Below are 13407 nucleotides of genomic sequence, written 5' to 3'. Positions count from 1 at the left end.
CTTCTCTCATGCGAGAAAAGAACGTATCCGGTATTAGCTCCGGTTTCCCGAAGTTATCCCAGTCTTATAGGCAGGTTGCCCACGTGTTACTCACCCGTCCGCCGCTAATCTCAGGGAGCAAGCTCCCATCGATTCGCTCGACTTGCATGTATTAGGCACGCCGCCAGCGTTCGTCCTGAGCCAGGATCAAACTCTCCGAAGAAATGTTTGACTTGCTCATTTTGCTTTTTTGATAGTGTGTGCTCACTTAAAATTTAACGTTGGCGCTTTGTTTTGTTCAGTTTTCAAAGAGCAATGTCTTTCGAAACAGCTTATTTATAATAACATTTTTCATTACTCGAAGTCAACAACTTTTTAAAACTTTTTTTAAGTTTGTAATTTGTTTGCAACTCGTTCGTAAGGACAGATATAAATATAACACCATTACGTTAACTGCGCAATACCTTTTATTAAGTTTTTTGAGATAATATTAATTTTCTTTCAAACCTTAGAATCCAATCGATTAAAAGGCATGAAATTATAATTAAAAAACAAAAACCGAATTGAACTTCCCGAGATCATGAGCTACGCCCAAAGAATCCCAGTCGTTCAAATTCGGTCCTGCAATCATTACTCATCTTGCATTATTAACGATGTCTCATTAACGGGAATAACAGAACATCACGTATAGAAGGAGAATTGGTCAATAGCATAACCAGACGGTCAACACCAATTCCCAATCCGCCTGTTGGCGGCATTCCATATTCTAAAGCTTCCAAGAAATCCTCATCCATTTCATGAGCTTCATCGTTACCTTGCTCCCGTTCTTTTAATTGAGCTTCAAACCGTTGACGTTGATCAATAGGGTCATTAAGTTCCGTGAAGGCATTCGCATGCTCCCTACCCACTATGAATAACTCAAAACGATCTGTGAAACGGGAATCTTCAGGATTCTTCTTAGCTAACGGAGAAATTTCCACTGGATGTCCATAGATGAATGTAGGCTGAATTAATTTGTCTTCTACCTTCTGTTCAAAGAATTCATTCACTATATGACCAAACTCCATGGATTCCTTAATTTCAATCCCGTTTTCTTTAGCAAGCTGCTGAGCTTCTTCTTTACTCATTTGAGCCCAGAAGTCCACACCTGTGTATTCTTTAACGGCGTCAACCATGTGAAGTCTTTTCCATTCCGGTTTTAGCTCTATCTCGTATTCCCCATACTGGATCGTAGTCGTCCCCAGGACCTCTTGAGCTATATGAGCAATCAGGTTTTCCGTTAAACTCATGATATCCTTATAATCTGCATAAGCCTCGTATAATTCAATCAATGTGAATTCCGGATTGTGTCTTGTAGATACTCCTTCATTCCTGAAAACCCGGCCAATCTCATAAACTTTCTCTAATCCGCCAACGATTAAGCGTTTTAGATGAAGCTCGATCGCAATCCTTAAATTCAAAGGCATATCCAGGGCATTATGGTGAGTAAGGAAAGGGCGTGCAGCAGCTCCACCAGCAACAGAGTGCAATAGTGGCGTCTCCACTTCCAGGTATCCTTGATCATCCAAATATCGTCTCATAGCTTGAACAATACGACTGCGCATGATCAACGTGTTTTTACTTTCCTCATTTGTAATTAAATCCACATAACGTTTCCGATATCGCTCTTCAACATCCTTTAAACCATGAAATTTATCAGGCAGCGGACGAAGGGCTTTTGCAAGGAACACATAGTCCTTCGCTTTAATGGATAGTTCCCCAACTTTTGTTTTGAAAATAACACCAGTGATCCCTACGATATCCCCAAGATCCGTTTGGTTGAAAATTTGGTATGAATCTTCACCTATTTTATCTAAACGAACGTAGATTTGGATTTGACCGCTTATATCCTGAATATGGGCAAATCCCGCTTTCCCTTTACCGCGCTTGGTCATGACACGGCCAGCAATCGTAACCTCAATTTCTTTTTCCTCAAGGTCTTCCTTTTCTAATTCCCCATAGGCACTGACTATCTCCAGAGTTGTATGGGTGCGCTCGAATCTGCTCCCAAAAGGGTCTTGTCCATTATCAATCATGGTCTGCATTTTATCGCGTCTTACCTGCAGTTGGTCATTCAATTCTTCATGACTCACGAAAATCATCTCCATCTTTATTAATAAAAGCCTTATATAATTAATCAATATTTCTTTTACATACTTATTTATTCTTACATAAAGTACAGGAATTCAACAGCTTTTTATCTTAAAATCTTGTTTATGTACATATAAAAACTGCCAGGATTACTGGCAGTTCAAGATAAGCGTATTATAGGAAAACAGGAAGGTAATGTCAAACATCAGACCATTTGGATATTCTGTTGCTTCGCTTCAATATCATCAACAAGTCCATAAAGAAGACTTACAACATCTTCCCTTGTTTCACAATCATTGATCCCCTTACGACCCTTAGCATTCCCTTTAACACCTTTTAAATACCAAGAAGCATGCTTACGCATTTCACGAACGGCGACATTTTCATTCTTCAATGCAATTAGACGATCCATGTGAAGAACACAAACATCCATCTTTTCACGAACAGAAGGTTCATCCATCAGTTGTCCGGTTTCTAAATATTTAACAGTCCGGTACATCATCCATGGGTTACCTAGAGCTGCACGGCCGATCATGACTCCGTCAACACCTGTTTCTTTCAACATTCTTTCGGCATCCTGTGGAGTTTCCACATCACCGTTCCCGATAAGAGGAATATTGATCGATTTCTTCACTTCACGAATGATGTCCCAGTTAGCCTTTCCTTCATACATTTGCACTCGAGTTCTGCCATGCATGGAAACAGCTTTTCCACCTGCGCGTTCAACAGCCTGGGCATTTTGAATGGCAAAGACATGCTCTTCATCCCAGCCAATGCGCATTTTCACAGTCACCGGCTTTTCAACGGCATCGACCACTGCTGAAACCATTTCATAAATCTTATTCGGATCGAGAAGCCACTTCGCCCCTGCGTCACATTTAGTGATCTTAGGGACAGGGCAACCCATGTTGATATCAATGATATCAGCAGTTGTATTTTTATCTACGAATTGTGCAGCTTCCACCAAAGTTTTTTTTTCACCGCCAAAGATTTGTAAGCTTAACGGCTTTTCTCTTTCATCTATATAAAGCATATTCATCGTTCTAGCATTTTGAAGAACGATTCCCTTATCACTGACCATCTCCGCACAAACTAGACCAGCACCAAATTCCTTGACGGTCAAGCGAAATGCCGAGTTACAGACTCCTGCCATCGGTGCTAGCACAACCGGATTCTTCATTTCTATATCGCCTATTTTTAACACGTTGGACCTCCTATAACATTCTTTCATTTATCCTCAGGTGGTTGAAGCTCCTCAATGGAAACATGGAGTATTTCCGCCACCTCCAGTAAAAATGCTTCCGAGGGGTTGCGATTACCTCGTTCAACTTCTCCCAGCAAAGAAACGGATACACCTATTTCTTTCGCAAAACCTTCCTGGGTATAACCCTTTAACTTTCGAAAAGCGCGAATACGCCTTCCCCATTTTTCGCCTTCCATAATCGAACTCCTTCTTTATCCGAAATCTGTTCAAACAGGTCGCTCAAAGGTGTATGCATTTGCGGAAGTATAATATCAGGGTCCACTTCCATTAAAGGCACGATAACAAAAGCCCTCTCGTGCATACGAGGGTGCGGGACTGAAAGAATCTCTGTCTCAATATTTTCATGATTATATAACAAAATGTCAAGGTCTAAAGTACGGGGACCCCACCTAATTTCCCTTTTTCTCCCAAATTCTTGTTCAATTTGCATACAAGCGTGAAGTAACTCTTCTGGTTCTAAATCCGTTTCCACTTTAAGAACAGCATTCAAAAAGCAGTCCTGGTCTGTGTATCCAATCGGTTCTGTTTCATATAAAGACGAGCAGGCAACCAACTTGATGGACGGGTTTTCAGCTAATAATTGGAAAGCTTCCTGAAATGTATCAAGGCGATTCCCCAAGTTCGATCCAATTGAAAGGTAAGCAATATTCACCACAATCAGCGTCCCCTTACAATCTCTATAGCAACCGAGTCATAGTGCCCTGCTATAGGTGGATCTGGTTTATAAACCTTCACGGTGCATTTCTCGATTGAAGAATACTTATTAAGTAATTCCGAGGCAATCTTTTCAGCGACCGCCTCCACTAACTTATAAGGTTCACCCTCAACAACGCTTTTACACACTTCATATAACTCGCCATAATTAATGGAGTCCTCGAGCTTGTCACTCTTCCCTGCCTTGGCTAAGTCAGTCTCAACGATCAGGTCCACTTTAAACCGTTGCCCAAGCTTCGTTTCTTCCGGAAAAACCCCATGATAACCGTAAAACTCCATTTTATTCACAAATATCTTATCCATTTCATTCACCTTTTCCTAAAAGAGCATCCATCATCTTTGCAGTCCGTGACATTTCCTTTACATCATGCACACGAACCATTTGACAGCCTTGCTGAATTCCATGGCAGATTGTAGCGGCAGTGCCTTCCATCCGCTCATTAGGCGGCAAATCAAGGACATGTCCAATCATGGACTTTCTTGATGTAGCAAGTAACACGGGATAGCCTAATGATACCAGCTTATCAAGATTCCTCATCATTTCCAAATTTAACTTTAGGTCCTTCGCAAACCCAATGCCTGGATCGAGGATGATGTTTTCCTCCTTGACTCCTGCATCCTTTACCAACAAAATGCTTTCGTATAAATCTTGAAAGACATCCCGAACGAAATGTCCGTACTCCATATTATCCCTGTTATGCATCAGAATAATCGGCACCCCATATTCCGCTGCAACCTTAGCCATCAAGGAATCTGCTTTCCCGCCCCAAATATCATTTAATATATGGGCTCCTGCTTTTACCGCCTCTTCTGCTACTCTTGATTTATACGTATCGATAGATATAGGCACCTCAATATTACGGGAAATCGCTTCGATTATCGGGGCAACTCTTTCGATTTCCTCCTCATCCGATATCCTCTCATAATTTGGACGGGTGGACTCTCCGCCTATATCCAAAATATCCGCTCCGTCGTTGACCATCCGTTCAGCGTGCTTCAAAGCAGCATCTACCCTATTATATTTCCCTCCATCTGAAAAAGAGTCCGGCGTAACATTCAAAATCCCCATAATCAATGTTTTCTTGCTGTAATCCAATTCAAATGAACCGCATGTTATTTTTGACGCTTCAGCTAATGACATCCATCGTTCTCCTTCTCCTAATGAAATCTATATATACGAGTTTACCCATTTACATAGGTTAAGTGCAAGCTACATCAAGAATGGGAACACTCTTTAAAACTTTTCTACATAAAGAAAAACAAAGCCCCTAGGGACTTTGCTTCTCGTTTAAAGCATGGTCTTACTCAAAGTTATATAATGGCGTACTTAAGTATCGCTCACCATTACTTGGTATGATAGCAAGGACTTTTTTGCCTTTTCCCAGTTTTTCAGCTACTTTAATAGCCGCAGCAATTGCGCCTCCAGAAGAAATACCACCGAGGATTCCTTCCTCTTTAGCTGCTCGGCGAGCGTAATCGAACGATTCCTCTGTATTGACCTGAATGATTTCGTCATAGAGATCTGTATTTAAAATACTTGGGATGAAGCCTGCACCGATTCCTTGAATTTTATGCGGCCCAGGGGTTCCACCGGATAATACAGGAGAATCCGCAGGCTCAACAGCGTAAATTTTAATGTCAGGATATTTTTCACGTAAAACTTCACCAGCACCTGTAATCGTTCCTCCAGTACCGATTCCGGCAACGAATGCATCCAGACCTTCTTCACCAAAGGCTTCAACGATTTCAGGACCTGTCGTGTTACGATGAACTTCAGGGTTGGCTTCATTCTCGAATTGTTGAGGAATAAAGTAGCCTTTTTCTTTAGACAACTCTGTAGCCTTGGCGATTGCACCTTTCATTCCTTCAGGTCCAGGTGTAAGAACTAACTCTGCCCCATAAGCACGAAGCAAGTTACGGCGTTCCAAGCTCATTGTCTCAGGCATAACAAGGATTGATTTGTAGCCTTTTGCTGCAGCTACCATGGCAAGTCCTATTCCAGTGTTTCCGCTTGTAGGTTCGATGATCGTATCTCCCGGCTTAAGGTTGCCGTTTTTCTCTGCTGCTTCGATCATCGCAAGGGCGATACGGTCTTTTACACTGCTCCCCGGGTTAAAGTACTCAAGTTTCAAATAAATATCTGCGCTGTTTTCATTTTGAAGCTTGTTTAACTTCACGATAGGTGTTTGTCCAATTAAATCAATTACAGAATTAGCTATACGTGCCATTTTCTCCACTCCTTATCATTTCAATGCCGAGTATGTTTATTGGTTTTATAAATTAAAGTTACCAGTTTTAATAGTTCATTGTCAATGATTATCTATTATATTCTAAATATTCTCACACATCCAATGACCTATTTTTGTTCTTTCATTCCGTAAAACCATTCTACATCGAATTCGTCCCAGAAAATCTTCCCGGATACCGGTGCCTGAATCTGTTCAAGAGCTATTTGGCGGTGAATCTTATCTTTAACTTCTTCATACTTATACTGCTCGCCCTCTATCTTCTCATGCAGATAGAGAACCGCCCAGCCATCATCCGTTTGCACTGGATCACTCCACTTGTTCACCTGTAATTTTTCAGCAGCTGTAATATATTCCTTGGATACTTGCTCGTTATCCTGAGAAATATAACCCATGTCGCCTCCCTGGTTGGCAGTGAATTCATCAAGGGACTTTTCCATCGCTAAGACATTAAAGGAGACACCCTTCTCCAATTCACGTATGATTTGGTCCGCTTGCTTTTTTGTAGCCAAAGTAATATGGGAGATATGATATGTAGTAGGGATTCGATAGATATCCTTATTATTATCATAATATTTCTGCATGGCCGTATCCGAGACCGAAACGTCCTTGGTGAGGAGCTTCTCAAGCAGGAGGCTCGACTCAATTTCCTGCCTCAATTGACCAGCGCTTTTATTAAGAGTCTGGCCGGCAGTACCATACATCGTTTTCATCATTTTAAGTTCTCGATCAACCTCTTTTTCTGAAATTTTCACTTTGTATTTTTCTGCTGCCTGTTTCACTACCTCTTTATCAACCATATCCTCAAGTACATCTTCCCCATATCTCTTTTCGAGCTCATTAATCCACGCTTCCCGGGAAATATCCTTAGATCCAACCTTTGCAGCCGTTTCTTCTCCCATAACGGATTTCGAGATGATTAATGGTTTTATGACAAAGATCATGATAGTCAATAGGTTCAAGAAGGCAAGGCCGGCAATAATCGCCCGAAGCTTTTGTTTAGGCAAAACCCTTTTCCCCCGTCAATTATTTTTTGGTTTCCGCTTCTAGTTCCTCTAGGTCTTCTTTCGAGAATTGGTAGGTCTCATTACAAAAATGGCATTGCGCCTCTGCTTGTCCCTCTGTCTCTATAATATCCCGAATCTCCTCTTGTCCAAGGCTGATCAATGCATTGGCAATTCTCTCCCTTGAGCATTGACAAGAAAACTCGACATCCATTTTTTCTAAAATATTCACATTTCCCTCACCTAAAATCTCCGTTAAGATTTCCTCAGGAGTCAGGCCATTTTGAATCATTTTAGAGACAGGAGCTATCGTGCTTAGCCTATTTTCGATTTTCGAAATCGTTTCATCTGATGTACCAGGCATCAATTGAATGATGAATCCGCCTGCTGCAAGGATCGAGTTATCAGGGTTCACGAGGACCCCAACTCCCACTGAAGAAGGCACCTGTTCGGAAGTTGCAAAGTAATACGTGAAATCTTCCCCTAATTCTCCAGAAACAAGCGGTACTTGTCCTGAAAAGTGGTCACGCAGACCAATATCTTTCACAACAGTCATCAATCCATCAGTACCTACTGCTTTCCTTACATCCAACTTTCCTTGTTCATTCAAATCAAAATGGGTTTGCGGGTGAGTGACATACCCGCGAACTTCACCCTTTGCATTGCTATCGACCAGGATGGACCCAATCGGACCTCCGCCCTCGATTTTGATCGTCAGCTTTTCTTCACCTTTCAACATGCCGCCCATCATTACGCCAGCCGTCATTGCGCGCCCAAGGGCAGCGGAAGCAGTAGGCCATGTATAATGGCGACGCTGGGCTTCCCCTACGGTATCCGTTGTTGAAACAGCATATGCCCGAACCTGTCCTTCATAGCCTAATGCCTTTATCAAATAATCCTTCATTTATTGTGCTCCTTCCATGCTGTGTATTCCTTCTTTTTACTTCTTCACTTGCTCACGATTGCGTTTATAAATCAACTGCAATCCCTTTAATGTCAAAAATGGTTCAACAACGTCAATCACTGTAGACTCATTAGCAATTAAGGTTGCTAATCCGCCTGTCGCTATTACCGTTGGTTCTAGATTACTTTGCTCCTTAATACGATTAACGATTCCTTCCACTTGTCCAACGTACCCATACAAAATACCAGCCTGCATGGCGGATACCGTATTTTTCCCAATGATTCCTTCGGGTCTGCTGATTTCTATTCTTGGAAGTTTTGCCGCTTTTGAATAAAGGGCTTCTGTAGAAATGTTAATACCAGGGGCAATGGCTCCGCCCATGTATTGTTTATCCTCATTTATATAGCAATATGTCGTGGCCGTGCCAAAATCCACGATAATGAGAGGGCTTCCATATTCCTGAATGCCCGCAACAGCATTAACGATTCGGTCAGCCCCCACTTCACGGGGATTTTCATATTTAATATTCAATCCAGTTTTTATTCCAGGTCCCACTATAAGTGGTTTTATGCCAAAGTACTTTTTGCACATGCGTTCAAGCGCAAACATGATTGGCGGAACTACCGAAGAAATTATGATTCCATCAAATTGATCAAACGAAAGACCTTCATGTTGCAGCAAAGACTTTATGACCATTCCATACTCATCTTCTGTCTTATGACGGCTGGTCTCAATTCGCCAATGATATTTTAAAATATCTTCATCGTATACGCCTAATACAGTATTTGTATTCCCAACATCCAATACAAAAATCATCGCTTCATCACTCCGGTAATTTATTCTCCAACATCATACCACACTGTGTATTTCCCACGCTATTAGTCACACTTTTCGAAAGGTAAAAAAATCCCAGCCTCCTTTTCTTGTGTACCCAAATTCATTTATGGGTTAAGAAAAGGGTATTTCCGAGGCGGAAATACCCTTTTGATTAGTCAGCTTAAGACTTTTTATTGTCATCTTCGTTCGGGAAGGAAAGCGGCTGATCTTGAGGTGTACCTTCTTTGATTGGAGGAGTATTCAATCCTTCCTCCGTTATTTCAAGGTCCTCAGGTCCTCTCTTATCCAATGGATCTAAAAGGGCCTCTTTTTCTTCCTTCTTCGTATTGATGTTCACCTTAACATTCTCATCGGTGGTTAAATTCCCATTCAGAGCGGCATAATCACGTTCTGGCAATTTACCGTTATGGAATAAACTTTGGATTTGATCTGCATCAAGTGTTTCCACTTCAAGCAAGGTTTTAGCAACCAAATCAAGTTTTTCACGATTTTCAGTAAGTATCGTCTTACATCTTTCGTAAGCTTCCCTGATGATACGTTGAATTTCAAGATCTATTTCATATGCTATTGCATCTGAATAATTTTGATCATTGTTGAAATCGCGGCCTAGGAAAACCTGACCTTGAGAATTACCGAATTGAAGAGGTCCAAGCTTACTCATACCATATTCCATAACCATGCTGCGAGCTATGCCCGTTGCACGTTGGAAGTCATTATGTGCACCAGTACTCACTTCTCCGAATGTAACTTCTTCGGATACACGGCCACCCAAAAGTCCTACGATTTTATCTTTCAGTTCAGGCTCCGTCATGAAGAAACGATCTTCTTTAGGCAGCATCACTGCATAACCGCCAGCTTGACCACGAGGGACAATCGTAACTTTATGAACGACTTCGGCATCATCCAAAACCAACCCAATAATGGTATGGCCCGCTTCATGCCATGCTACAATATTCCGTTCCTTTTTGGAAATGACACGGTTTTTCTTAGCAGGTCCCGCGATAACGCGATCTGAAGCTTCATCCAAATCGGACATATCGATCTTCTTCTTATCTTGACGAGCAGCTACAAGTGCTGCTTCATTCAGTAAGTTTTCAAGATCTGCACCAGAAAAACCAGGTGTACGCTGAGCGATCGCTTTCAAATCGACAGTTTCTGCTAAAGGTTTATTACGTGCATGCACTTTCAGTACTTCTTCACGGCCTTTTACATCAGGGCGGCCTACCGTAATCTGACGGTCAAATCGTCCTGGACGCAATAATGCCGGATCCAATACATCGGCACGGTTAGTTGCGGCAATGATAATGATTCCTTCATTCCCACCGAAACCATCCATTTCTACAAGCAGTTGGTTCAATGTTTGTTCACGTTCATCGTGACCGCCACCAAGACCTGCGCCACGTTGGCGTCCGACTGCATCAATTTCATCGATAAAGATGATACATGGTGCATTTTTCTTAGCATTTTCAAACAAATCACGAACACGAGATGCACCGACACCTACAAACATTTCAACAAAATCAGAACCACTGATTGAGAAGAAAGGAGTACCGGCTTCACCAGCTACTGCCCTTGCAAGTAAAGTTTTACCTGTACCAGGGGGCCCAACTAAAAGTACCCCTTTAGGAATACGGGCTCCGAGCTCGGCATATTTGCGAGGATCTTTTAAGAATTCAACGACCTCGACAAGTTCCTGCTTTTCTTCGTCCGCTCCGGCTACATCATTGAAGCGCACTTTTTTCTTATCATCATTATACAATTTCGCCTTACTTTTCCCGAAGTTCATGACGCGGCCACCACCGCCACCTTGAGCTTGGTTAAGTAAAAAGAAGAAGAGAATAAAAATGATTACAAATGGAATGATGGAAGTGAAAAATGTCACCCAGCCACTTGTCTTTTCTGGAGGTTCAACAGTGATGATGTCTTTACCCAACTTAGTTACGGCATCATTGATTCGACTTTGCGAATATTCACTGAATGGTACGTACGTCACAAAGTATTTGTTTTCCTCATAACCTTTGAGCTTCCCTGTAATTTCAAATACACTGCTTTCGGGCTGCATCGTAAGTGATGTAACGTCCCCACTCTCCAAATGCTTATAGAATTCATCTTGGGTCATTTTCTCTGTTGGTTCATTGTTATTATTAAAGATGCTTACAATCCCAATGATGACCAAAAAGATCAGTAAATAAAATATCGTATTACGGAAGATCCGATTCATCCCTTACCTCCTCCCACGGGTAAACAAACTATAGTAAATACTATCATACAAAATTAATGAATTACAATAATTTAACACCGCTGTTTTTATCTGGTCTTTTCTTTCAAACAGGTACGATTAATTCGAGTAAATTTCCGGCTTCAATATGCCAATATACGGGAGATTACGATATTTTTCTGCAAAATCCAGACCATATCCGACAACAAATGCATCCGGAACGATAAATCCAGCATAGTCCGGAGTTATATCCGCTTTCCTGCCTGTTGGTTTATCCAATAAGGTAACGATTTTAATTGATTTTGCTTTTCTATAACGGAAAAGTTCCGCAAGATAGCTAAGCGTTAATCCGCTGTCGATAATATCTTCGATGATTAAAATATCTCGGCCTTCAACTGATGCATCAAGATCTTTGATGATTTTTACTTCACCGGAAGAAACAGTGGAGTTACCATAGCTTGAAACATCCATAAAGTCCATTTCAAGATGTGTATCCACACGTTTCAGTAAATCAGACATGAATGGCATGGCACCTTTTAACACTCCGATAGCGAGCGGAAACTTACCTTGATAGTCAGATTCAATCTGCGCACCCAATTCCCTGATTTTTTTTTGAAGGTCTTCCTCGGTTATTAACACTTTTTCAATATCGTTTTGCATGGTCATTGTAATTAATTGCCCCCCATGAAGAATTAAGCTTTATTATATTCTAAGTAAATTAAACATGTTTCATCAGAAATCATTTCCGGCTCAACATTCGATTTCTTTAAACCAGGAAGCCAAACGGCAGTCCCAGCTTGATCGACGATTACCGGCCACGCATTTCTTTCTAGCATCGGGATTTTTTCATTTATAAAAATCTCCTTCAACTTCTTCGTTCCACCTAATCCCTTTACTGCCATCCGTTCGCCTTCATGCCTGGTTCGGACTGTAAGCGGAAACTGAACAGCTGATTCAGGAAGTATAAAAGAATGATTTCCTCTAAGTTCCGGAATTTCTTCTTTTATATAGTGCGCTTTAATCTTATATCCATTCGGAAGAATAGTCTCACCGGGAATTTGTAATTTCAAGGAATATTCATGGCTTTTTTGCCGAAAAAATCTAAAGGTGCAAATATGATATGATTTTTCCGCAATAAGGCCCTCCGGAAGATGCAATTCTGCAGATGGCTGAGGATTTAAAAACAAAACTAAAAGTTGATCAATATGTAATGCCGAAAGCGATGACGGTTTCTCCAAATAAAGATAGTTTAATATTAGTTGAACCGCTCTTCTTTGTAAAGGTTTAGGCATCGCAAGAACCTCATCAATCTGAATAACCGCTTGATCTTTATCTTGTTGGATCCAAACCTCGGACATTTTGCTTGAAACCAGGGTCTGAAAAAACTCCTCATCTTCATAAAGCTCTTCACTGAATCGTTGAAAATGCTCATGAACCTTTCCATTTTCTTTCTTTAAAAATGGAAGAACGGCATGTCTAAACCGATTTCTTACATAGTCATCTTTTTCATTGCTCGGATCAAACCTTGGTTCAATATTATGGAGGTCCGCATATTCGATAATTTGGCCTTTCGTGATGTCAAGGAAAGGCCTGATCAGATGGCCGGTATGGAAACGTCTCTTTATGGGAATGCCTGCTCTCGCCTTGCCTGTCGCCCCTCTTGTTAATCTCATGAGCATCGTTTCGATTTGGTCATCTCCATGATGTCCCAGCACAAGAGTGGCGGCTTGATGCTTATCCATCATTTCTTCATAGAAAGCAAAACGTAACTTTCTTGATGTTATTTGTGAGCTTTCCCCTGTCTGTTCCATCCGGGCAGGGACATCAATCCTTTTTCCTTCAAACTTGATGTCCCACTGTTCACAAATTTGTTCTACATATTTATAATCCTCATATGATTCTTCGCCGCGAAACATATGATCAACACTTGCAACGATCATTTCGTAATGAAAACGAGATTGAAATTCCTTCAGGATATGGAGAAGCACCAACGAATCCGGTCCACCGGAAACGCCTATGAGCAACTTCGAGTTTTCCTGAATTAATTCGTTTCTATAAATGGTGTTCAGAACTTTTTCCTTTAACATACAATCTTCCTTCTTTATGGACAG

At 41.3% G+C, this 13407-nt stretch carries 13 protein-coding genes and 1 rRNA gene; all 14 read right to left on the bottom strand.

All coding sequences use genetic code 11. The features are described 5' to 3' along the window. Positions 1-202, bottom strand: a 16S ribosomal RNA gene (locus tag LQ203_RS24120); the annotation flags it as partial. A 424-nt stretch (positions 203-626) separates the two neighbouring features. Further along, positions 627-2126, bottom strand: coding sequence for a lysine--tRNA ligase (gene lysS / locus LQ203_RS24115; protein ID WP_290370643.1), 1500 nt, complete (start codon positions 2124-2126; stop codon positions 627-629). Positions 2127-2314: 188 nt separating this feature from the next. Beyond that, positions 2315-3313, bottom strand: coding sequence for a tRNA dihydrouridine synthase DusB (dusB, locus tag LQ203_RS24110; protein WP_230162076.1), 999 nt, complete (start codon positions 3311-3313; stop codon positions 2315-2317). A 23-nt stretch (positions 3314-3336) separates the two neighbouring features. Further along, positions 3337-3549: a helix-turn-helix transcriptional regulator gene (locus LQ203_RS24105; RefSeq protein WP_063235935.1), complete on the bottom strand. Its 213-nt coding sequence runs from the start codon at positions 3547-3549 to the stop codon at positions 3337-3339. Then, on the bottom strand, positions 3501-4028 hold the full coding sequence (folK, locus tag LQ203_RS24100; protein ID WP_230162073.1) for a 2-amino-4-hydroxy-6-hydroxymethyldihydropteridine diphosphokinase: 528 nt from the start codon (positions 4026-4028) through the stop codon (positions 3501-3503). Before folK ends, LQ203_RS24105 begins: the two co-directional genes overlap by 49 nt. A gap of 2 nt (positions 4029-4030) precedes the next feature. Beyond that, positions 4031-4390 carry a dihydroneopterin aldolase gene (folB, locus tag LQ203_RS24095; protein ID WP_230162072.1) on the bottom strand — a complete coding sequence of 120 codons (360 nt, stop codon included), beginning with the start codon at positions 4388-4390 and terminating at the stop codon, positions 4031-4033. A gap of 1 nt (position 4391) precedes the next feature. After that, positions 4392-5228 carry a dihydropteroate synthase gene (gene folP / locus LQ203_RS24090; protein ID WP_230162069.1) on the bottom strand — a complete coding sequence of 279 codons (837 nt, stop codon included), beginning with the start codon at positions 5226-5228 and terminating at the stop codon, positions 4392-4394. A gap of 160 nt (positions 5229-5388) precedes the next feature. After that, complete coding sequence (cysK, locus tag LQ203_RS24085; protein WP_230162068.1) at positions 5389-6315, bottom strand: cysteine synthase A; 927 nt, start codon at positions 6313-6315, stop codon at positions 5389-5391. A gap of 128 nt (positions 6316-6443) precedes the next feature. Beyond that, a complete protein-coding gene (locus LQ203_RS24080) occupies positions 6444-7340 on the bottom strand; it encodes a peptidyl-prolyl cis-trans isomerase (protein WP_230162066.1) in 897 nt (298 codons plus the stop codon). 19 nt (positions 7341-7359) lie between these two features. Continuing rightward, positions 7360-8241, bottom strand: coding sequence for an Hsp33 family molecular chaperone HslO (gene hslO, locus LQ203_RS24075; RefSeq protein WP_230162063.1), 882 nt, complete (start codon positions 8239-8241; stop codon positions 7360-7362). Positions 8242-8277: 36 nt separating this feature from the next. Then, positions 8278-9057 carry a type III pantothenate kinase gene (locus LQ203_RS24070; protein ID WP_230162061.1) on the bottom strand — a complete coding sequence of 260 codons (780 nt, stop codon included), beginning with the start codon at positions 9055-9057 and terminating at the stop codon, positions 8278-8280. A 181-nt stretch (positions 9058-9238) separates the two neighbouring features. After that, positions 9239-11299 (bottom strand): ATP-dependent zinc metalloprotease FtsH, encoded by a 2061-nt coding sequence (ftsH, locus tag LQ203_RS24065; RefSeq protein WP_230162059.1) that lies wholly within the window; start codon positions 11297-11299, stop codon positions 9239-9241. Between the two features lie 117 nt (positions 11300-11416). Beyond that, positions 11417-11956, bottom strand: coding sequence for a hypoxanthine phosphoribosyltransferase (gene hpt / locus LQ203_RS24060; RefSeq protein ID WP_230162080.1), 540 nt, complete (start codon positions 11954-11956; stop codon positions 11417-11419). Between the two features lie 32 nt (positions 11957-11988). Next, the gene (tilS, locus tag LQ203_RS24055) at positions 11989-13383 is read right to left on the bottom strand and encodes a tRNA lysidine(34) synthetase TilS (RefSeq protein ID WP_230162057.1); all 1395 of its coding nucleotides are present in this window, start codon (positions 13381-13383) and stop codon (positions 11989-11991) included. Positions 13384-13407 lie beyond the last annotated feature (24 nt).

Origin of the sequence: Peribacillus sp. Bi96 (assembly GCF_918698115.1) — a bacterium.
In the GTDB taxonomy this organism is placed as follows: Bacteria; Bacillota; Bacilli; order Bacillales; family DSM-1321; genus Peribacillus.
This window is presented reverse-complemented; position numbering and strand designations above follow the sequence as displayed.

Excerpts from the sequence above, each read along its gene's own strand:
- lysS (WP_290370643.1), bottom strand. The coding sequence starts at position 2,126 with ATGGAGATGATTTTCGTGAGTCATGAAGAATTGAATGACCAACTGCAG.
- LQ203_RS24105 (WP_063235935.1), bottom strand. The coding sequence starts at position 3,549 with ATGGAAGGCGAAAAATGGGGAAGGCGTATTCGCGCTTTTCGAAAGTTA.
- folB (WP_230162072.1), bottom strand. The coding sequence starts at position 4,390 with ATGGATAAGATATTTGTGAATAAAATGGAGTTTTACGGTTATCATGGG.
- folP (WP_230162069.1), bottom strand. The coding sequence starts at position 5,228 with ATGTCATTAGCTGAAGCGTCAAAAATAACATGCGGTTCATTTGAATTG.
- cysK (WP_230162068.1), bottom strand. The coding sequence starts at position 6,315 with ATGGCACGTATAGCTAATTCTGTAATTGATTTAATTGGACAAACACCT.
- hslO (WP_230162063.1), bottom strand. The coding sequence starts at position 8,241 with ATGAAGGATTATTTGATAAAGGCATTAGGCTATGAAGGACAGGTTCGG.
- LQ203_RS24070 (WP_230162061.1), bottom strand. The coding sequence starts at position 9,057 with ATGATTTTTGTATTGGATGTTGGGAATACAAATACTGTATTAGGCGTA.
- ftsH (WP_230162059.1), bottom strand. The coding sequence starts at position 11,299 with ATGAATCGGATCTTCCGTAATACGATATTTTATTTACTGATCTTTTTG.
- hpt (WP_230162080.1), bottom strand. The coding sequence starts at position 11,956 with ATGCAAAACGATATTGAAAAAGTGTTAATAACCGAGGAAGACCTTCAA.
- tilS (WP_230162057.1), bottom strand. The coding sequence starts at position 13,383 with ATGTTAAAGGAAAAAGTTCTGAACACCATTTATAGAAACGAATTAATT.